Source organism: Thiobacillus sp. 65-1402, assembly GCF_001897685.1.
In the GTDB taxonomy this organism is placed as follows: Bacteria; Pseudomonadota; Gammaproteobacteria; order Burkholderiales; family Thiobacillaceae; genus Thiobacillus.
Genome location: NZ_MKUG01000001.1, coordinates 46674 through 67048 on the forward strand (window position 1 = coordinate 46674; position 20375 = coordinate 67048).

General features: G+C 68.7%; 15 protein-coding genes. 9 read left to right on the forward strand and 6 right to left on the reverse strand.

All coding sequences use genetic code 11. The features are described from left to right. The first annotated feature begins 83 nt into the window (after positions 1-83). The 6 genes from BGO62_RS00215 to BGO62_RS00240 are packed head-to-tail and all read left to right on the forward strand — an operon-like array spanning position 84 to position 8223. A complete protein-coding gene (locus tag BGO62_RS00215) occupies positions 84-2306 on the forward strand; it encodes a phosphoketolase (protein WP_296638255.1) in 2223 nt (740 codons plus the stop codon). Between the two features lie 53 nt (positions 2307-2359). Beyond that, positions 2360-3694 carry a four-carbon acid sugar kinase family protein gene (locus BGO62_RS00220; protein WP_296638258.1) on the forward strand — a complete coding sequence of 445 codons (1335 nt, stop codon included), beginning with the start codon at positions 2360-2362 and terminating at the stop codon, positions 3692-3694. A gap of 17 nt (positions 3695-3711) precedes the next feature. Beyond that, complete coding sequence (locus tag BGO62_RS00225) at positions 3712-5166, forward strand: FAD-linked oxidase C-terminal domain-containing protein (RefSeq protein ID WP_296638262.1); 1455 nt, start codon at positions 3712-3714, stop codon at positions 5164-5166. Further along, positions 5166-6212 carry a glycolate oxidase subunit GlcE gene (gene glcE, locus BGO62_RS00230; RefSeq protein ID WP_296638264.1) on the forward strand — a complete coding sequence of 349 codons (1047 nt, stop codon included), beginning with the start codon at positions 5166-5168 and terminating at the stop codon, positions 6210-6212. The genes BGO62_RS00225 and glcE overlap by 1 nt, the downstream gene beginning before the upstream one ends. 1 nt (position 6213) lies before the next feature. Further along, a complete protein-coding gene (glcF, locus tag BGO62_RS00235) occupies positions 6214-7452 on the forward strand; it encodes a glycolate oxidase subunit GlcF (protein WP_296638267.1) in 1239 nt (412 codons plus the stop codon). A 21-nt stretch (positions 7453-7473) separates the two neighbouring features. After that, positions 7474-8223 carry an MBL fold metallo-hydrolase gene (locus BGO62_RS00240; protein ID WP_296638269.1) on the forward strand — a complete coding sequence of 250 codons (750 nt, stop codon included), beginning with the start codon at positions 7474-7476 and terminating at the stop codon, positions 8221-8223. Here BGO62_RS00240 and mobA read toward each other — a convergent pair. The 6 genes from mobA to trxA form a co-directional block, all read right to left on the reverse strand. Next, positions 8220-8807, reverse strand: coding sequence for a molybdenum cofactor guanylyltransferase MobA (gene mobA / locus BGO62_RS00245; protein ID WP_296638271.1), 588 nt, complete (start codon positions 8805-8807; stop codon positions 8220-8222). The two genes, BGO62_RS00240 and mobA, sit on opposite strands and share 4 nt — an antisense overlap. Continuing rightward, positions 8794-10359, reverse strand: coding sequence for a glycosyltransferase family 39 protein (locus BGO62_RS00250; protein ID WP_296638274.1), 1566 nt, complete (start codon positions 10357-10359; stop codon positions 8794-8796). The genes mobA and BGO62_RS00250 overlap by 14 nt, the downstream gene beginning before the upstream one ends. 43 nt (positions 10360-10402) lie before the next feature. Beyond that, positions 10403-11884: a M48 family metalloprotease gene (locus tag BGO62_RS00255; protein WP_296638276.1), complete on the reverse strand. Its 1482-nt coding sequence runs from the start codon at positions 11882-11884 to the stop codon at positions 10403-10405. Positions 11885-11967: 83 nt separating this feature from the next. Then, complete coding sequence (gene rpmE, locus BGO62_RS00260; RefSeq protein WP_296638282.1) at positions 11968-12174, reverse strand: 50S ribosomal protein L31; 207 nt, start codon at positions 12172-12174, stop codon at positions 11968-11970. A gap of 75 nt (positions 12175-12249) precedes the next feature. Next, positions 12250-13509 (reverse strand): transcription termination factor Rho, encoded by a 1260-nt coding sequence (gene rho / locus BGO62_RS00265; RefSeq protein ID WP_296638285.1) that lies wholly within the window; start codon positions 13507-13509, stop codon positions 12250-12252. A 106-nt stretch (positions 13510-13615) separates the two neighbouring features. Further along, complete coding sequence (gene trxA / locus BGO62_RS00270; protein WP_011310549.1) at positions 13616-13942, reverse strand: thioredoxin TrxA; 327 nt, start codon at positions 13940-13942, stop codon at positions 13616-13618. Between the two features lie 161 nt (positions 13943-14103). On the opposite strand from trxA, the gene fdxA reads away from it, so the two are divergent. The 3 genes from fdxA to BGO62_RS00285 all read left to right on the forward strand — a co-directional run bounded on the left by fdxA (position 14104) and on the right by BGO62_RS00285 (position 20375). After that, entirely contained in the window at positions 14104-14427 is a 324-nt protein-coding gene (fdxA, locus tag BGO62_RS00275; RefSeq protein ID WP_296638294.1) for a ferredoxin FdxA, read from the forward strand. A 67-nt stretch (positions 14428-14494) separates the two neighbouring features. Next, on the forward strand, positions 14495-17125 hold the full coding sequence (locus BGO62_RS00280) for a PD-(D/E)XK nuclease family protein (RefSeq protein WP_296638295.1): 2631 nt from the start codon (positions 14495-14497) through the stop codon (positions 17123-17125). Then, a complete protein-coding gene (locus tag BGO62_RS00285; protein WP_296638297.1) occupies positions 17118-20375 on the forward strand; it encodes a UvrD-helicase domain-containing protein in 3258 nt (1085 codons plus the stop codon). The genes BGO62_RS00280 and BGO62_RS00285 overlap by 8 nt, the downstream gene beginning before the upstream one ends.

Here is a 20375-nt window from a genome sequence, read left to right on the forward strand (position 1 = left end):
GTGAAAGTTCATGCAATTTACTGCTTCAATAGGTCATCGTTTCACATGACGCGAAACATTTTCATATTGTGAAAGGCCATACCATGAGCGCCCAGATGCAGCCCACCCCCGAAACCTTGCCCGCCTTCTGCGAAGGCATCCAGTATTTCGCCGACAGCTTCCCCGAGATCGACCGCCTGGGCGCCGCGCCGCTGCTGGGCCCCGGCCAGCCCGCGCTGCCCGACGCCACCAGCGAAGCATCGGTCTACCAGACCCTGCTCGCCGCCGACGCGCTGCGCTACCTGACCCTGCAGGTCACCGGCAGCAAGTCGTCCGGCCACCCCGGCGGCTTCGCCTCCAGCGCCGACGCGGTCGCCGCGCTGCATCTCCTGGGCCACCGCAACATGGTGACCGAGGTCGGCCACCACGCGCCCGGCTTCTATTCGGCGATGTTCCTCGACACCTCGCTGGAGGACATGGGCATCCATTCCGTTTCAGAGATGCGTACGCGCTTCCGCGAGCGCCACGGCCTGCTGGGCCACCTCTCCGGCGCGATCCCCGGCCTGCTGGCACCCGCCGGCCCGCTCGGCCAGGGCCAGCACTTCGCATTGGCGGGCGCCTACCTGTACCGCGACAAGCTGTTCCCGGTCACCATCGGCGACGGCGGGCTGGGCGAGCCCTACATCATGAGCGCGTTCCAGCACTTCGCTACCGCCTACCCCGACGTCACCAACTACCTGCCGGTGCTGGTGTGGAACGGCTATTCGCAGGAGCACCACAGCATGGTGTCGCTGTGGGACAACGGCCGCATGGCCGCCTACTGGCGCGCCCACGGCTTCGACGAGGTGCACCTGGTCGACGCCCGCGACTTCGGCGGCGCCGACGCACCGGTGTACGCCGACTCGACGACGTTCGATTTCAAGCAGCGCATGGCCTTCACCGGCGCGATCCTGAAAGCCGCCGACACTGCCGCGAAGAGCGCACTGTCCGGCCGCCGCGCCTGCCTCATCGTCAAGCAGCTGAAAGGCGCGGGCGTGCACGCCACCGGCGCCAAGTCGCACAACCTCTACGCCCACCACACGCTCGACTCCGACGACGTGAAATCCGGACTGCAGCGCCGCGCGCTGCCGATCCAGGCGTGGAAAGTGACCCGCGAGAACTTCCGCCACGCCGGCGGCGGCCCTGCCGCCAAGGTCGCGGTGACCGAAACTGCGCGCGCGCTGCCCAGCCTCGACGGCCTGCCGCTCACCGAATTCGCGGTCGGCGAGAACCACATCCCCACCACCGCCTTCGGCCACGTGGTCGGCGAAGTCGGCAAGCGCGACCCGCTGTTCGTGGTGACCAACGCCGACGGCAACGAAGCCTCGGGCATGGCCAACATCAACAAGGCGCTGACGATCCGTCACCCGACTGCCGACGACCTGTATTTCCAAGGGCCATCCGGCCAGGTCTACGAGCCGCTCAACGAGGACGCCTGCGCCGGCCTCGCGGTGGGCGTGTCGCTGTTCGGCGGCCGCAGCCTGTGGTGCAGCTACGAATCCTTCGCCATCAACGGTCTGCCGATCTGGCAGACGGTGACGCAGGCGATGGCCGAACTGCGCCGCGCCACCCCCGCCACGGTGTGCCTGTTCACCGCCGGCGCGCTGGAGCAGGGCCGCAATGGCTGGACCCACCAGCGCCCGGAGATCGAAAGCTACTTCGCCGCGATGATGCGCAACGGCAACGTCTATCCGCTGTTCCCGGTCGACGCCAACATGATCCAGGCGAGCTACGACTGGGCCTTGCGCCAGCACAACAAGGGCATCGTCATCACCGCGTCGAAGTCGCCGCTGCCGGTCCACGCCACGATGGCGCAGAGCCGCCAGGCGATCGACGACGGCGCGATGGTGCTGCAGGAACGCCCGGGCTCGCACAGCGTGGTGTTCGCGGTGACCGGCGACATGGTGCTGCAGCCGGTGTTCGCCGCCGCCGACAAGCTCGCCGAAGCCGGCATCGGCTCGCGCATCGTCGCCGTGGTCAACCCGCGCCGCCTCTACCGCCCGACCGACGTGCTGTGGGACAGCGTGTCCGAACCCGACGGCCGCTTCATGGGCGACGACGCCTTCCGCGCGATGTTCCACGGCGACGTGCTGATCGGCGTCACCGGCGGCCCATCGGCGCCGCTCGAGCCTGTTTTGCTGCGCAGCCAGGCGCGCGAGCGCGACGTGTTCTGCTGGAAGCGCGGCGAGACCACCGCCAGCCCGCAGCAGCTGTTCGACTTCAATGGCATGAACGCGCAGGCGATGCACGAGCGCGCGCTGGCAATGCTGGAGTGGGCGGCGGCGTGAAAGCTCTCCGCGAATGCGCGCCCGCGCATTCGCGGACATGAAAGGTCAACACCATGAACCCGAAAATCATCGTTCTCGACGACGACCCCACCGGCTCGCAGACCGTGCATTCCTGCCTGCTGTTGACGCGCTGGGACGTCGCCACGCTGAAGACGGCGCTGGCCGACGCGGCGCCGCTGTTCTTCGTGCTGACCAACACGCGCGGCATGGACGCCGCGCGCGCCGCCGACGTCACGCGCGAAGTGTGCGGCAACCTCAAGGCCGCGCTCGCCGATTACGCCGGGCCGGTGCTGTTCGTGTCGCGCTCGGATTCGACCCTGCGCGGCCACTATCCGGTCGAGACCGACGTCATGGACGAGATCCTCGGACCGTTCGACGCGACGCTCCTGACCCCCGGCTTCTTCGAGGGCGGACGCATCACGCGCGACGGCACCCACTACCTCATCGTCGACGGCACGCCGGTGCCGACCCACGCGACCGAGTTCGCGCGCGACTCGGTGTTCGGCTACACGACCGCGTTCCTGCCCGACTACGTCGCCGAGAAGACCGGCGGCCGCATCGCGGCCAAAGATGTGGCGCGCCTGACGCTTGCCGACCTGCGCGCCGGCCGTGCCGGCGCCTGGCTCGCTTCGCTCGCGAACAACGCCGTCGGCGCGGTCGACGGCGAAACGCCGGACGACTACCGCGTCTTCGCCGACGCCGTGCTGAAGGCGGCAGCCGGAGGCAAACGGCTCTTGTTCCGCAGTGCGGCTTCGCTGCTGACCGCGCTGGCGAAGCTGCCGCCGCAGCCGGTCGCCGCCGAATCCTTCGCCGCCCTGGTGCGCGACGGCCGGCCCGGCGCGGTCGTGGTCGGCTCGCACGTGGCGAAAACCACGGCACAGCTGACGCAGCTGCTGAAAGAGCGCGGCGTGATCGGCCTGCCGCTCGACGTCGCCCGCCTGCCGGCCGGCCGCGCCGCGGTGGTCGAGGAACTGGCGGCGAGCATCGCCCACGCCCACGCACAGGGCCTCACGCCAGTCGTCTTCACCAGCCGCAGCGAACTCAAGTTCGCTGGCACCGCCGAGCGCCTCGCCTTCGGCGAAGCGGTCTCCGCAACGCTGATGGACGTGGTGCAGCGGCTGCCGGAAACGCTCGGCTTTCTCATCAGCAAGGGCGGCATCACCTCCAACGACGTGCTGTCGACCGGGCTCGCACTCACCGCATCGCGCGTGCTGGGGCAGATCCTGCCCGGCGTCACGGTGGTGCAGACGCCGCCGTGGCATCGGCTGCCGACCCTGCCGGTGGTGATCTTCCCCGGCAACGTCGGCGGCGACGCCGCGCTGGCGGAGGCCTACCGGCGCCTCGCGCCCTCGCGCGCGCAGGCGAGCCCGGCTAAACTCGCAGCCTGACCGCTTCCGTTTTGGCCATGATCAGCCCCGCCTTTCTCTCCCAACTGCGCAGCCTGCTGCCGGCCCATTGCGTGCTCAACGAGCGCGAGGATCTGCTGCCCTTCGAGAGCGATGGCCTTGCCGCCTACCGCAACGTCCCTGACGTGGTGGCGCTGCCGGAGAACGAGGCGCAGGTGGCGGCGGTCCTGCAGCTGTGCCATGAGAACGGGGTCGCGGTGGTGGCGCGCGGCGCCGGCACCGGCCTTGCCGCCGGCGCCCTTCCGGTCGACGGCGCGGTGCTGCTGGTGCTGGCCAAGCTCAACCGCATCAAGGCGATCGACCCGCTCGCCCGCACCGCGGTGGTGGAGCCCGGCGTGCGCAACCTCGCGATCTCGGAGGCCGTCGCGCAGCACAACCTCTACTACGCGCCCGATCCCTCGTCGCAGATCGCCTGCTCGATCGGCGGCAACGTGGCGGAGAACTCCGGCGGCGTGCACTGCCTGAAATACGGCCTCACGGTGCACAACATCCAGAAGCTGCGCGCCTGGACCATCGACGGCCAGCTGCTGGAAATCGGCAGCGACGCGCTCGACGCCCCCGGCTACGACCTTCTCGCGCTGTTGACCGGATCGGAAGGCATGCTGGCGGTGATCACCGAAGTCACCGTCAAGCTGCTGCCGCGCCCCGAGCGCGCGCAGGTGGTGCTGGCGGCGTTCGACGACGTGGCGAAGGCCGGCGCGGCGGTCGGCAACATCATCGCCGCCGGGGTGATCCCGGCCGGACTGGAAATGATGGACCGCCTCGCCATTCAGGCCGCCGAGGCCTTCGTCCACGCCGGCTATCCGCTCGATTGCGAGGCGCTGCTGCTGTGCGAGGTCGACGGCGTCAACGAGGAAGTGTCGGCCGACATCTACACCGTGCGCCAGGTGCTCGAAGCCTCGGGCGCGACCGAGATCCGCACCGCCGACAGCGAGGAACAGCGGCTGAAATTCTGGGCCGGGCGCAAGGCGGCCTTCCCCGCCGTCGGGCGGCTGGCGCCCGACTACTACTGCATGGACGGCACCATCCCGCGCGCCCAGCTGCCCCACGTGCTGCAGCGCATCAGCGAGATGAGCGCGGAATTCGGTCTCGCCGTCGCCAACGTGTTCCATGCCGGTGACGGCAACCTGCACCCGCTGATCCTGTTCGACGCCAACCAGCCCGGCGAGCTCGAAAAAGCCGAAAGCTTCGGCGGAAAAATTCTCGAACTGTGCGTCGAAGTCGGCGGCACCATCACCGGCGAGCACGGCGTCGGGCTGGAGAAGATCAACCAGATGTGCGCGCAGTTCGCCACGCCCGAGCTGACCCGCTTCCACGAGGTGAAGGCGGCGTTCGACCCCGCCAAACTGCTCAACCCCGGCAAGGCCGTGCCCGAACTGCACCGCTGCGCCGAGTGGGGCGCGATGCACGTCCACGGCGGGCAACTGGCGCATCCGGAATTGCCGAGGTTTTGATGTTGAGCGAATTTCTTGATCGCATTCGCTCGGCCCATGCGGCGAATACGCCGCTCGTCATACAAGGCGGCGGCAGCAAGACCTTCTACGGCAATGCCGATGAAGGGGAAGTCCTGAGCACGCGCGCGCTCACCGGCGTGGTCGACTACCAGCCGAAGGAGCTGGTGCTGACCGCCCGCGCCGGCACCCCGCTCGCCGAGATCGAGGCGTTGCTCGCCGAACAGAAGCAGATGCTGGCGTTCGAGCCGCCGTACTTCGGCGATGCGGCCACGCTCGGCGGCAGCATCGCCGCCGGCCTGTCCGGCCCGCGCCGGCCCTACGCCGGCGCGGTGCGCGACTTCGTGCTCGGCGTGCGCCTGATCGACGGCACCGGCCAGCCGCTGCGCTTCGGCGGCCAGGTGATCAAGAACGTCGCCGGCTACGACGTGTCGCGCCTGATGGTCGGCGCGCTCGGCACGCTCGGCCTGATCACCGAAGTCTCGCTCAAGGTGCTGCCGCAACCGTCGCTGGAAACCACCCTGCAGTTCGAACTCGACGAAGCCGCCGCGATCCTGAGGATGAACCAGTGGGCGGGACTGCCGCTGCCGCTGTCGGCAAGCTCGTGGCACGCCGGCCTGCTGACGCTGCGGCTGTCGGGCGCGGCATCCGCGGTGCACGCCGCGCAGGCGAGGCTCGGCGGCGAACCGCTGCAGGACGCCGGCGCGTTCTGGCAGCGCCTGCGCGACCAGGCCACGCCCTTCTTCGACCAGCGTCCGCTGTGGCGACTGGCGGTGAAGCCCACCACGCCGCCGCTGAAGCTGGGCGACGCGCAGTGGATCGAGTGGGGCGGGGCGGTGCGCTGGCTGGCGTCCGACCTGCCCGCCGCGGCGCTGCGCGAGGCCGCCGGGCAAGCGGGCGGCCACGCCACCCTGTTCCGCGGCAAGACGCCGGCCGACGGCGCCTTCGCCCCGCTCGCCCCGGCGCTGGCGACGCTGCACCGCAGCCTCAAGCAGCGCTTCGACCCCCGGGGCATCCTCAACCGCGGCCGGCTCTACCCCGACTTCTGACATGCAGACCCAGATCGCCGATTCCTACCGCAACACCCCCGATGGCGAGGTCGCCGAGCGCATCCTGCGCAGCTGCGTGCATTGCGGCTTCTGCCTCGCCACCTGTCCCACCTACCAGGTGCTCGGCAACGAACTCGATTCGCCGCGCGGCCGCATCTACCTGATGAAGCAGGTGCTCGAAGGCGCGACGCCGACGGCCAAGACCCAGCTGCATCTGGACCGCTGCCTGACCTGCCGCAACTGCGAGACCACCTGCCCGTCGGGCGTCGAATACGGCAAGCTGCTCGACATCGGCCGCCACATCGTCGAGGAGAACGTCGGCCGCAGTCCCCTCGCAAGCGCCACGCGCGCGGCCCTGAAGAGCGGCCTCGGCAGCTCCCTGCTGTTCAACAGCGCACTCAGGCTCGGCCAGGGCGTGCGCGGCCTCATGCCGGGTTTCCTGAAGGCGCGGGTGCCGCCCGCCGAGCACGCCGGCGCATGGCCCGCACCGCGCCATCAACGCCGCATGCTGGTCTTGCAGGGCTGCGTGCAGCCCGGCCTCAAGCCCAACATCAACGCCGCCGCCGCGCGCGTGCTCGACCGCATCGGCATCTCGCTGGTCGCCGCGGACGAGGCCGGCTGCTGCGGCGCGCTGGCGCATCATCTGAACGACCGCGACGATGGCCTGAACGCCGCACGCCGCAACATCGACGCCTGGATTCCGCATCTCGACGCCGGGGTGGACGCCATCGTGATGACCGCCTCCGGCTGCGGCGTGATGGTCAAGGACTACGGCTGGCTGCTGCGCGACGACGCCGCCTATGCGGACAAGGCGGTGCGGGTTTCCGCCGCGACAAAAGACATTTCCGAAATCCTCGTTGGCGAAGCGGCCGCGCTGAAACCCCTCGCGCCTCGCGCCTCGCGTCTCACCCAGAAACGCATCGCCTACCATCCGCCCTGCACCCTGCAGCACGGGCAGAAGCTCACCGGCGGCGTCGAAGTGCTGCTCACCGACGCCGGCTTCGAACTCACGCCGGTGGCGGAAAAACACCTGTGCTGCGGCTCGGCCGGCACCTATTCGATCCTGCAGCCCGAGATCGCCAGCCAGCTCAAGGCCCGCAAGCTCGGCCACCTGCAGGCCGGCGACCCGGAACAGATCGTCACCGCCAACATCGGCTGCCTCACCCATCTGCAATCGGGCAGCCCGATCCCGGTGCGACACTGGGTGGAACTTCTGGACGAGGCGCTGGCCGCACCCTGAATACCCTCAAGGAGACGCGCCATGATTTTCAAGCAACTGTTCGAGCCTGTTTCCAGCACCTACACCTACCTCGTCGGTTGCGGGGAAACCGGCCAGGCGCTGCTGATCGACCCGGTGCTGCCGACCTGGGAACGCGACCTCGCCGAGGTCAATAAGCTCGGCCTCAAGCTCGCGTTCACGGTGGAGACGCACATCCACGCCGACCACATCACCGCGGCGAAGAAGCTGAAGGAAGCCGCCGGCAGCCGCATCGCCGGCCCCGCGCTCGACGCGCTGCCGTGCACCGACATCGGCATCGTCGACGGCACGCCGTTCAGAATGGGCTCGGTCGAGTTGACGCCGATCCACACCCCCGGCCATACCGACAACCACTTCGCCTACGCCCACGCCGGCCGGCTCTACACCGGCGACGCGCTCTTGATCGAAGGCTGCGGGCGCACCGACTTCCAGAGCGGCGATGCGGCCGCGCTGTACCGCTCGGTGCGCGGCAAGCTGTTTGCCTACGACGACGACACCCTGGTCTATCCGGCGCACGACTACGAGCAGCGCCGCATCAGCACCATCGGCCAGGAAAAGGCGCGCAATCCGCGCCTCGGCGGCGAACGCACGCTGGAGGATTTCGTCGCGCTGATGAACGGCCTGCAGCTCGCCTACCCCAGGTTCATCGACTACGCCGTTCCCGGCAACCGCGACTGCGGCACCTGTCCGCCCGGCGTACCGGAGCATTTGCAGCAGTATTGCGCGCAGATCGCAGAGAGCCGGCAGGGCTAGCCGGGCGGGAGATCGTCGGGCTGGTTGAAATTGGCGAACCCGGCGGGGTCGAAGCGCACCGTCGTCGAAGCCAGTCCCGCCTGCCAGTGGCGCACCGCGCGTTCGCCGCGCGCGAGAAACGCGGCCAGATTCTCGCCCTGATCGGTGCGCACGATGAAGCAGGTGTGGTGCACGCGCGCACCGTCTTCCGCCACCGCCAGCGGCACGCTTTCCAGCTGCGCCGCGCCCAGCAGGCGGATCACCAGATCGGCGGGCAGATGCGGCGTATCGCACGGCACCACTACCAGCCAGTCCGCCTCCACCGTCTGCAGCGCCGCCAGCGCGCCCGCCAGCGGGCCGGGAAAGCCGGGCAGGGGGTCGGGTAGCACGCGGCGGCCGTAAGTCGCGTAGCGCTCGGCATTGCGGTTGGCGCTGATGACGATTTCCCCAACCTGCGGCGCCAGCGCGGCAAGCGCCCATTCGATCAGCGGACGCCCCCGGTATTCGATCAGCCCCTTGTCGGCCCCGCCCATGCGGCGGCCCAGCCCCCCCGCCAGAACGACGGCGGCGACGCGCGCCGTTGCCGGCCCGCTAGTGGCGGGCATACAGATGGAAGCGGTCCGAACGGTCGCCCGGACGTGCGCCTTCCCACTGCTTGACCCAGCCGCCCGGGATAGGCGGCCCGGCCTCGCGGCGCCGGGTTTCCACCAGCAGCCAGCCGCAGCCGATATCGGCCGGGGCAAGCAGGCGCCCGCTGTGATAGGCAAGCAGCAGACGCTGCTGGCTGCGTACCTGGTAGGTCTGGATGCAGGCGGTTTGCGGCACCCGCGCCGCCAGCGCTTCGCCCACGCTGGCATAACTCAGGCGGCGGTCGAGCGGCGTCAGAAACAAGGCCATCAACAGTGTCCAAATGAAGGTCATGCCGGCTGTCCACGCCAGCATGGGCCGCAGCGGCGAACGCCGGAGGCGCGCCAGAAAGACGATCCAGGCCAAGGTGACGGCGATGCCCAGCGCCAGCGCCCACGGACGCAGCCCGCCGACATGGGCCATCCCCAGCTTGCCGAGCCGCACGGCCAGCCGCGCCGGGCTGCCGAGATCGTGCGCGCTCCAGTAGATCCAGAACAGCAGTCCGATAAAGCCGAACAGCATGACCGCAAACCACAGCAGGGCGTTGGCCGCGCCGCGCCGCAGCGTGAACAGTCCGGCGCCGCCCAATAGCGCCAGCGGCAACAGCAGGATGAGGCCTTGCTCCTCGCCGGGTTCGGCCGCCAGGGCGTACAGGCCGAGCAAGCCCGCCAACGCCGCGAGCGGCAGCGCCATGCCCGGCGTACGCCATTGCCGCCGTCCCCGATATGCCGCCCACGCCGCCAGCGGCCATGCCGGCCAGGCGTACCAGCCGAGGATGCCGGGGTAATAGCCGGGCTGCAGGCTATCGCCGCCCAGCCAGCGTTGCAGATTGAATGCGCGCATCAACGGAATATGCTGGGTTGCCAAAAACGCCAGCCATGCTGCGCCGAACAGCAGCGCACCGCCCACGCCCCAGGCCAGCGAACGCCGCGCCGCCGGACTGCGGTACTCAGTCAGCAACAGCGGCAGCAACGCCGCCAGCAGCAGAAACAGCAAGGCTTCCGCCGCGCCGCCGGCAAGCAGCATCAGCGCCGCGCCGCCCCCCAGCATCCAGCCGCTGCGGGCACCCTGCGGCAGGCTAGCGACGCCGTACAGCATCGCGGCAGCGGCGGCAAACTGGGCGGTATAGGCATTGAGCTCGTGGCCGCGCACCAGCAGGCCCACGCAGCCCAGCAAGGTGAGCACCGCAGCCCAGCCGGCCTCGTCACCGTAGAGCACGCGCGCCGTGCGCGCCACAAAAAACAGCGCCAGCGCGATGAACAGGCCCGAAGCCAGGCGGGCGCCATCAGCCAAAGCCAGGACGGGCGAAGTGAGCCAGGCGGTGGCGGCGGCGACCCAGTAATACAGGGGCGGCGTAGCCGGGGCGGCCTGGGGCGCAATCCCGCTTTGCAGCAGCAGCCACAACTGGGCGAAATGATCGCCGTCGCCGCCTTTCCATGGCGCGTGCCCCACCAGCCCCGGCACCAGCCAGGCCGCACACAGCAGCCACAGCCCGAGCTGCGGGAGGGTCGCTGCGCAGCAGCGGGGCACCCACCGGCGTACTCCTTGCGGGTGCTGCGGCGTGATCAGGCGCTTATTGAACAATTTTGAGGAGTTGTCCCGGTTGGGGTTCGCCGCCGGGGTAGAGATCGTTCATCAGGCGCAGCTGGCTTTCGGCTTCGCCACCCAATGGCGACTGCCGCGCCAGAGCGGCCATCGTGGTGCCGGGTTGCGCCGTCAGCAGGCGCAGCACATGGGGACGCGCCGCCTGCCGTTCCGCCGCGCCGAGCGCATGGAAGCTGTTGATCGCCGCGCGCAGGGCGCTGCGCTCGCGCTCGTACGCGGGCTTGTCCTTGGCCATGCCTGCGATCAGGTACTGCGTGCCGTTGAACACCACGGCCGCCACCACCACCGGTTTGCCCTGCTGCGCGCCCGCCGCGAATGCGGCCGGGTGGCCGCCAAGATTGCCGCTGTCGTAGCGTGCGCCGGCATCCAGCTTGAGTCCTTTCTGCAGCGTCTCCAGCGGTTTGTCGCTTTTCGGCCCCTGCTGCAGCTCGACCAGCGCGTCGCCCTGGGGATTCGTCGCCACCACCCGGTCGGGGCGATTGCGGACCTGCCAGCCGGGCGGAAACTGTAGCGCCAGCCCGAGCTTTTCATGCAGCAGGGCATTGTTGCGGATCACGCCCTGGTCGGGACTGTCGCCAAAATACACGCCGGCCATTTTCTGCAGGAAATCGTTGCGGCCGTCGCGCGGATTGGCGACGCTGTACTTGCCGGCCTCGCCCACCACCTGCTTGAGGCGCGCATCGTTGCTCGGGTGGGTGTCGAAAGTGCCGTGATAGGTGCGCGGCTGGCGGCCGCCGCGCTTGGCCTGTTCGGCGGCAAACAGCTCCTGGTTTTTCAGCACGCCGATGACCTCAATCATTGCCTGCGGGCTGTAGCCGCTGCGGGCCAGGTATTCGGCGCCGAGGCGGTCGGATTCCAGTTCGTGCTCGCGCCCGTAGCCGGCGGTCCAGGCCTGCGCCAGCGTTTGCAGCAACGATGCGCCCGCCTGACCGTTCATCCCCGGCACCAGAATCGAGCCCAATACCGCACCCAGTCCTGCCGCGGTGGACGCGCTTTGCTGGCGCACCCCGTGGCGCGCGGTGACATGGCCGATTTCATGCCCCACCACCCCGGCCAGCTCGGCCTCGGAGTTCAGGTAGGCCATGATGCCGCGGGTGATGTAGACATAGCCGCCGGGCAGGGCGAAGGCGTTGACGTCGGGGCTGTCGACCACGGTGAAATGCCATGGCAGGTTCGGCCGATGGCTCTGTTTCGCCAGCCGCTGGCCGACCTCGTTGACGTAGGCCTGCAGCGCCGGATTGTCCAGCGCCGCGTATTCCTTCAATACATCCTGGTGTGCCTGCGCACCCATCTGGATTTCCTGCTGCTCGGACATCAGCACGAAATCCTTGCCGCCCGTCACCGGATTCTGCGCACAGTGCGTCAGCGCCAGCGCGCCGAGAACGGCCATTGCAATGCGGCGGAAAGCTCGGGGGGTCACGTCTGCCTCGTCCTGGTCGGGAGTGTTCAATGATACCGTCGTGTCGCCGCCAAAACGCAAAAAGCGGCCGAAGCCGCTTTGAGTCGCATCACGCAAGCGCCGTTCAGAGCGGCTTACTTCATGCCATAGCGCTGACGGAACTTCTCGACACGGCCGGCGGTATCGACGATCTTCTGCTTGCCGGTGTAGAACGGGTGGCAGGCCGCGCAGACTTCCACCTGCAGCTTTTCCTTGCCCAGCGTGGAGCGGGTTTTGAACGTGCTGCCGCAGGAGCAGGTCACGGCGACTTCCTTGTAATCGGGGTGAATGCCGGATTTCATGGCAATTCCTTAACGGGTTGAATTCGGAGAACGCGGGATTGTAGCGGAGCAACGTGCGATACGCAAGCCGCAGGGTCAGCCGCGCCGCATCGAGTCAAAAAATTCGCTGTTGTTTTTGGTCGCGCGGATCTTGTCGAGCAGGAATTCCATCGCCTCCATGTCGTCCATCGGGTACAGCAGTTTGCGCAGCACCCATACCTTCTGCAGGATGTCGTGCGGCATCAGCAGTTCTTCGCGGCGGGTGCCGGAGCGGTTGACGTTGATGGCGGGGTACTGGCGCTTCTCGGCCATCTTGCGGTCGAGATGGATTTCCAGGTTGCCGGTGCCCTTGAATTCCTCGTAGATGACGTCGTCCATGCGGCTGCCGGTGTCGATCAGCGCGGTGGCGAGGATGGTCAGGCTGCCGCCTTCCTCGATGTTGCGGGCGGCGCCGAAGAAGCGCTTCGGCTTCTGCAGCGCGTTGGCGTCGACGCCGCCGGTGAGCACCTTGCCGGAAGCCGGCTGCACCGTGTTGTAGGCGCGTGCCAGCCGCGTGATCGAGTCGAGCAGGATGACCACGTCCTTCTTGTGCTCGACCAGGCGCTTGGCGCGCTCGATCACCATTTCCGCCACCTGGACGTGGCGGCTGGCGGGCTCGTCGAAGGTCGAGGCGACGACTTCGCCGCGCACGGTGCGGCTCATCTCGGTCACTTCCTCCGGGCGTTCGTCAATCAGCAGCACGAACAGCACGACGTCGGGATGGTTGGAAGTGATGGCGTGGGCGATGTGCTGCAGCATCACCGTCTTGCCGGATTTCGGCGGCGCCACCAGGAGGCCGCGCTGGCCCTTGCCGATCGGCGCGACGATGTCGATGACGCGGCTGGTGATGTTCTCCTCCGCCTTGACGTCGCGTTCCAGCTTGAGCGGCTTGTCCGGATGCAGCGGAGTGAGGTTCTCGAACAGGATCTTGTTCTTGCTCGCCTCGGGCGGCTCGCCGTTGATCTTGTCGAGCTTGGTCATCGCCGAATAGCGCTCGCCGTCCTTCGGCGTGCGGATCTCGCCCTCGATCTTGTCGCCGGTATGCAGGTTGAAGCGGCGGATCTGCGACGGCGACACGTAGATGTCATCAGTGTTGGCGAGATACGAGGTTTCCGGCGATCTCAGGAATCCGAAGCCGTCCGGCAGCACTTCCAGCACGCCGTCGCCGTAGATGCTCTCGCCGCGCTTGGCCAGCGTTTTCAGGATGGTGAAGATCAGCTCCTGCTTGCGAAAACGGTTGGCGTTGTCGATGCCATTGGTAGCGGCGATTTCGAGGAGCTCGGTGATCGGCTTCTGCTTGAGTTCGGAAAGATGCATGGAAAGGGCCTGAGTGGGCTCGCTTGAAAGAGCCGGACGTGAAGGGGGAGAGAAGCCGGACGGCACTGCGGGAAGGCGGCGCGCGGGTGCGCCGTCCGGTAGAGTTTTAGATGTTGCTGTCGACGAAAGCGGTGAGTTGCGACTTGGACAGGGCGCCGACCTTGGTCGCCTCGACATTGCCGTTCTTGAAGATCATCAGGGTGGGGATGCCGCGGATGCCGAACTTGGGCGGGGTGGCCTGGTTCTCGTCGATATTGAGCTTGCACACCTTGAGCTTGCCGGCGTATTCCTTGGCGACCTCATCGAGGATCGGCGAGATCATCTTGCAGGGGCCGCACCAGTCCGCCCAGTAATCCACCAGCACGGGCACACCCGCCTGCAGGACTTCCTGTTCGAAGGAATCGTCGGATATGTAATGAACATGCTCGCTCATCGGTGAGGCTCCTATTTTTGAAGTATGCGGTTGGCCGGACGCGGCCTGGACGGTTTGGGAAGGTGGCAATGCTGGAAAAATCGGTTTTGTGACGATATGCTACATCAAAACTGCCGCCTGCAAGCATCCGGGCATTCCTCAAATCATCAGGGTAAATACGAATGACCTACGTTGTAACCGACGCCTGCGTGAAGTGCAAATACACCGATTGTGTCGATGTCTGTCCGGTGGACTGCTTCCATGAAGGCCCCAATTTCCTCGTCATCGACCCCGAGGAGTGCATCGACTGCACCCTGTGCGTGGCCGAATGCCCGGTCGAGGCCATCTATGCCGAAGACGACGTGCCGGATGACCAGCGTGCCTACATTGCGCTCAATGCCGAGCTTGCCAAGGAGTGGAAAGTCATCGTCGAACGCAAGGACCCGCTGCCCGATGCCGACGAATGGGCCGGCGTCAAGGACAAGCGCCAGTATCTGGAACGTTGAGCCGCTCAAACGCAGTTGACTGCCCGCCGGGCGGGCGCGCCCAACCACCGTTTTTAGATTAGCCCCGGTGGGAATCGCAACGATTCTCCTGGGCGGTCCGCCCCTGGCGCACGCCGCCGCCCGCACCCTGCTCGACCGTTACGCCGACCGCCTGCCCGATCTCTCCGGGCTGACGCTGCTCGTCCCCAACCACCGCGCCGGACAGGATTTCGCCCGCGCGCTGGCGCAGGCCGGCGGCCTGCCCGCCCTGATCCCGCCGCGCATCACTCCGCTGAAAGCCTGGGCCGAAAGCACCCTGCAGGGCACACGCATGGCCGACGGCCGCGCCGAGCCGCATGCGCGGCGGCTGGCGCGGCTGCACGGCGTGCTGCGCAACATCGACTGGCTGGGCACGGTCGACCGATGGGCGCTCGCCAGCGAGTTGCTGCAGCTGGCCGACGAACTTTCCGCCGCCCGCCTGGGCGCCGCCATCGGATCGCGCATCCGCGCGCTGCATGCCGACACGCTCGACCGCGAAAGCGCACTGATCGAGGCGGTATGGCAGGCCCTCAACAACGATGGCAGCGACCCGCAGGCGCACTACGCGCGCGCGCTCGACCAGCTGCTTGAGCAATGCCGGTCTGCGCCGCAGCCCGTTTACGGCTACGCGCTGGGAACGCTGACCGCCATCGAGCGGCAATTTCTCGACCGCTGTGCCGAACATGCGCCCGTCACGCTGTTCGAGCCCGCCGCCGACGGCGTGGCGTTCACCCTGCACCAGGCCTGGCAGAAAACCGCGCCGCCGCTGCGCGAACGCGCCGCCATGCTGGCGGCCGCTCATCCCCGCTCTCCCGTGCGCCCGCACCTGACGCTGTGCCCGGCGCCGCACCTGGAAGCCGAGGCGCGCGCCGTCGCCGCCTGGGTAAGCGCCCAATTGCACGCCGGAAAGCGCGCTATCGCGCTGATCGCGCTCGACCGCGAAACCGCGCGCCGGGTGCGCGCGCTGCTCGAACGCACCGACGTGCTGGTGGCCGACGAAACCGGCTGGACGCTGTCGACCACCGCCGCCGCCGCCGTGATCGATCGCTGGCTGGAATGCGTCGCGCACGACTTCCCGCATATCGAATTGCTCGACCTGCTGAAGTCGCCCTTCCTGCTGGGCGAGCTCGCGGCGCGGCAGGACCAGGTGCTGCAGCTCGAACTCGCGCTGCGGCGGCAGGGGGTGGCGCAAGGCATGGCCGACATCCAGCGGCTGGCGCATGCGCAATTCGGCGCGCTGCCGCCCTGGCTTGCCGCATTGTTCAACGCCCGGCAAGGCTTCCCCCAAAGCCGCGCGCCCCTGGCCGTCTGGCTCACCCGCCTCGTCGACAGCCTCGACAAACTGGACGCCACCGCGCCGCTCCAGATGGACGCCGCCGGCGCCAGCCTGCTCGCCACGCTCGAAACCCTGCGCCGCGAGCTGGCCGACGACGGCGAAAAATACGGCTTCGCCGAATGGCGGCGCTGGCTCAATCTGGCGCTGGAGTCGGCCAGCTTCATCGATGCCCGCGTCGTCAGCCCCATCGTGCTGACCTCGCTGCCCGCCGCGCGCGGGCGCCTGTTCGACGCAGTCGCGGTGATCGGCGCCGACGCCCGCCGCCTGCCCGCGCGCCCCGCACCCGGCCTGTTCAGCCAGGCCACCCGCGCGCAACTCGGCCTGTCCACTGCCGCCATCGAGGCCGAAGCCGCCACCTCCGACCTGATCCCGCTATTGGCTCAGGGGCCTGCGCTGTTGAGCTGGCAGGCATGGAACGACGATGAGCCCAACCCTGCCTCGCAGCTGGTCTTGCGGCTGCAGGCCCTGCATCTGGCCGCGTGGGGCGCCGCCCTGCCCGAACAGGCCAGCGGCGTGCCGCCCGCCCGGCCCAGCCCGTTGCCCGGCGCCAGCGGGCAGCCGGCGCCGGCGGTGTCGGCGATGCAATTGCCGCGCCGCTATTCGCCCACCGCCTACCAGACCCTGCTCGATTGCCCGTACCGGTTTTTCGTGAAGAGCGTGCTCGGCATCCGCGAACTCGACGAAGCCGACGACGCGCTCGACAAGAGCGACTACGGCAACGCGCTGCACCGCATCCTCAAGGCCTTTCACGACGGCGCCCCGCCGCCCGGGCGCGACGCCGCGCTGGCCCGCCTGCAGGAAATGTCCGACGCCGAATTCGCCGCGCTGCCCGCCTGGACCGCCACCGCCTGGCGCAGCAAGTGGGAAAAAATCCAGCCTGCCTATGTCGATGCCTGGCTGGAGTGGGTTGCGCAAGGCTGGCAATACCAGGCTGGCGAAGCCGAATTCAGCATGCCGTTCAACGTCGCCGGTCTCGGCGAGATCACCCTGCACGGCCGCGTCGACCGCGTCGACCAGAAGGGCGACGCCCGTACCGTCATCGACTACAAGACCGGCGCCGCGCAGGGCCTCAAGAAGAAGCTCAAGGATCCCGCCGAAGCAGTCCAGCTGCCGTTCTATGCCTGGCTCGCGGAGGCCGCTGCCGCCTACCTGCCGATCAGCGACACCCCGGTCGCGCTGCTCGAACTCGACGGCGAAACCGACGTCGACGCCATCGGCCGCCGCCTGCCAGAGCTGCTGGAAGCCATCGCCGCAGGCGCAGCGCTTCCCGCATCGGGGATCGACGCCGTCTGCCAGTTCTGCGAGGCGCGCGGACTGTGCCGCAAGGGGATGTGGCATGAGTGAGCCGCTGGAGACAAGCGTGGCGCTCGCGCCCGGCCATTCTGCGGTGGTGGAGGCCTGCGCCGGCAGCGGCAAGACCTGGCTCCTGGTGTCGCGCATGATCCGCCTGCTGCTGGCCGGGGCCGAACCCTCGGAACTGCTGGCGATCACCTTCACCCGCAAGGCGGCGCAGGAGATGACCGACCGGCTGCACGCCTGGCTGCGGGTGCTGGCGCTGGAAGACGACGCGACGGTGCGCGCATTCCTGCGCGAGCGCGCGGTGCCGGAACACGGGATCGAGGCGCTGCTGCCGCGCGCGCGCGGGCTGCTGGAGGCGGTGCTGACGGCGCAGCCGGGGCCGACGGTGACGACCTTCCACGGCTGGTTTCTCGATCTGCTGAAGCGTGCGCCGCTGGAAGCCGGACTGCCTTGGGGCGCGCCGCTGCTGGAGCGCGAAAGACAGCGACAGGAGGAGGTGCGCGACCAGCTGCTGACGAAATGGGCGGCAGCGCCGCAATCAGCGGAAGGCACCGCGCTGCTCGCCTTGCTCGCCGACATCGGCGAGCACAACCTGCACGCCCTGCTTGCGCATTTCCTGCAGGCGCGGGCGGAATGGTGGGCCTATACCGACGGCCAGCCCAACCCGGTAGCGTATGCGCTGGAACAGTTGCGGCCCGGCCTGCATCCCGATCTGGAGACCGATCCGGTGGCGGCCTTCTGGGCCGACGAGCTCATGCTGGCGCGGGTGAAGCGGGTGGGTTATGCGCTGGAAAAAGGCTCGAAAACCGAGGCCGAACGGGCGCGCGACATTCTCGACGCGTCGAAGCTTGCGCCGCAAGCCGCGCACGGCGTGCTGATGACACGCCTGATGACCGCCGGCGCACGCCGCAAGAAGCAGGCCACCCGCGAACTGGAAAAGGCGCTCGGCGCCGAACTCGACAGTTACCTGCGCGACCTCGACGCGCTGGAAACCGCACTCGAAACCATCACCGCGATCCAGACCGACATCTGCATCTGGAACCTCAACCGCCACGGTCTGCTGCTCGGCCACGCGCTGCTGCAAGGCTATCAGGACGCCAAGGCGCAGCAGGGGGCGATCGATTTCGCCGATGCCGAATGGCTGGCCTGCCGCCTGCTCGCCAGCGAGGAGCATGCGCCGGCCCTGGCACTGAAGCTGGATGCCCGCTACCGGCACCTGCTGCTCGACGAATTCCAGGACACCAATCCACTGCAATGGCAGGCGCTCTCCAGCTGGCTGAGCGAGGCGCACGCGGCGGACAGCGCAATGACCGTGTTCATGGTGGGCGACCCGAAGCAGGCGATTTACCGCTTCCGGCGCGGCGAAGCGCGGGTGTTCGACGCGGCGGCGGATTTTCTGCGCACGCACTTCGGTGCGCCGCATTTCAGCGCCACCATGACGCGGCGGCTGTCGCCTGCGGTGGTGCAGGCGATCAATCCGGTGTTCGCCGGGGCGGCCGGCTTTGCCGCGCACAGCCATGCCCCGGCCAACGCAGCCCGCCCCGGCGCGCTGCGCTGCCTGCCGGTCGGCGTGGACAGAAGCGCGGCCGTTACCACGGCCGGATTGCCCCACGAGGGGAATCGTATGCGCAACCCGCTCACCACGCCGCAACCGGAGGCCGACGAGCGCGCGGTGCACGTCGAGGCGCAGGTTTTTGCCCGCGTGTTGCGCGACGAAGTGCTGGGACGCTGGGGCGTGGCCGACGGGCCGGCTGAAAACAGCCGCCCGGCGCGCCCCGGCGACGTGATGGCGCTGGTGCGCAAGCGCACCCACCTGCACCTGTACGAGCGTGCGCTGGAAGCGGCAGGCATCCCCTTCATCACCTCGCGGCGCGGTGGCCTGCTGCATGCGCTGGAAGCGCAGGATGTGATCGCGCTGCTCGAAACCCTGCTGCTGCCGCACGCCGATCTGAAGCTGGCGCACGCACTGAAAAGCCCGCTCTTCGGCTGCAGCGACGCCGATTTGCTGAGGGTGTTCGGCTCTGACGAGCCGTGCGGCTGGGAACGCCTGACCGCGCTGGCCGAACAGCCGGACTGCCCGCCGGCGCTCGCGCGCGCCGCGCAGCTGCTGGCCGGCTGGCGCGCCCGGGTCGGCACGCTGCCGGTGCACGACCTGCTCGACCGCATCTACTTCGAAGGCGACCTCGAAGCGCGCTACGCCGCAGCCGTGCCCGAGGCGATGCGCCCGCAGGTTGCCGCCAACCTGCGCGCCTTCATGCAGCTGGCCTTGACGCAGGATGCCGGCCGCTATCCGACGCTGGCCGGCTTCATCCGCGAACTGGCCTCGCTCGTCGACGACGCCGACGCCGCACCCGGCGAAGGGCTGGCAGCCGACGGCGAAAACGCGGTGCGGCTGCTGACCATCCACGGCGCCAAGGGGCTGGAGGCGCCGATCGTCTGGCTGCTCGGCGGCAGCGACCACGCGCGCGGCGACAGCCATGGCGTGCTGGCGCCGTGGCCGCCCGAAGCCGCGCGGCCCGAGCATTTTTCGCTGTTCGGCAAACAGGACGAGCGGGGCGCCTGGCGGGAACGCTGGTTTGCCGAGGAAGCGGTGCTGACGCAGCGCGAGTCCGACAACCTGCTGTATGTGGCGCTCACCCGCGCCGAGCAGGGACTGATCGTCAGCGGCGCCGCCGACAAGAGCGCCTGGCTGCAGCGGGTCGAAGCGGCCTGGCAGGGCCTGGCCCTGCCGGCCGACCTGCCGCCGGCCGCCCGCGCCGACGCGCCGTGCATGACAGCGGCGGCGCCGCGCATCGCGGCCCCCGCCGTCGGACAGCGGCTTGCCCCTGCGCCCGCCAGCCCGGCGGCAGCCAGCGGCGAGCTGTTCCATGCCTGCCTCGAACACCATGCGCCGCCGGGAGCGCCGCGCGACCTGCCCGCACTGGCGATGCAGCTGGGAGTGGCGGCCGGGCTTGCCAGGATCGAGGCGGATGCCCGCGCCCTGCTGGCGCAGCCGCACCTGGCGCGCTTCTTCGATCCCGCGCTGTACCTGCGCGCGCACAACGAGCTGGCGCTGCTGGATGCCGACGGCCGGATGCAGCGGCTCGACCGCGTGGTGGAATTCGACGATGCGGTATGGCTGATCGACTACAAAACCGGCGACGACAGCCGCATGTTGTCCGCCGCGCAGCTGGCCGAACGCCATCGGCCCCAGCTGGCGGGCTATCGCGCCCTGCTGGCGGCGCTGTATCCGGGCAAGCCGGTGCATGCCGCGGTGCTGCTGGCCGACGGCCGGCTGATTCGAATGGAGACCTGA

Bases quoted from the DNA above. Each gene is read 5' to 3' on its own strand.
- BGO62_RS00225 (WP_296638262.1), top strand. From the start codon at position 3,712: ATGATCAGCCCCGCCTTTCTCTCCCAACTGCGCAGCCTGCTGCCGGCC.
- trxA (WP_011310549.1), bottom strand. From the start codon at position 13,942: ATGAGCGAGCATGTTCATTACATATCCGACGATTCCTTCGAACAGGAA.
- BGO62_RS00285 (WP_296638297.1), top strand. From the start codon at position 17,118: ATGAGTGAGCCGCTGGAGACAAGCGTGGCGCTCGCGCCCGGCCATTCT.
- glcF (WP_296638267.1), top strand. From the start codon at position 6,214: ATGCAGACCCAGATCGCCGATTCCTACCGCAACACCCCCGATGGCGAG.
- BGO62_RS00240 (WP_296638269.1), top strand. From the start codon at position 7,474: ATGATTTTCAAGCAACTGTTCGAGCCTGTTTCCAGCACCTACACCTAC.
- mobA (WP_296638271.1), bottom strand. From the start codon at position 8,807: ATGCCCGCCACTAGCGGGCCGGCAACGGCGCGCGTCGCCGCCGTCGTT.
- BGO62_RS00215 (WP_296638255.1), top strand. From the start codon at position 84: ATGAGCGCCCAGATGCAGCCCACCCCCGAAACCTTGCCCGCCTTCTGC.
- fdxA (WP_296638294.1), top strand. From the start codon at position 14,104: ATGACCTACGTTGTAACCGACGCCTGCGTGAAGTGCAAATACACCGAT.
- rho (WP_296638285.1), bottom strand. From the start codon at position 13,509: ATGCATCTTTCCGAACTCAAGCAGAAGCCGATCACCGAGCTCCTCGAA.
- rpmE (WP_296638282.1), bottom strand. From the start codon at position 12,174: ATGAAATCCGGCATTCACCCCGATTACAAGGAAGTCGCCGTGACCTGC.
- glcE (WP_296638264.1), top strand. From the start codon at position 5,166: ATGTTGAGCGAATTTCTTGATCGCATTCGCTCGGCCCATGCGGCGAAT.
- BGO62_RS00220 (WP_296638258.1), top strand. From the start codon at position 2,360: ATGAACCCGAAAATCATCGTTCTCGACGACGACCCCACCGGCTCGCAG.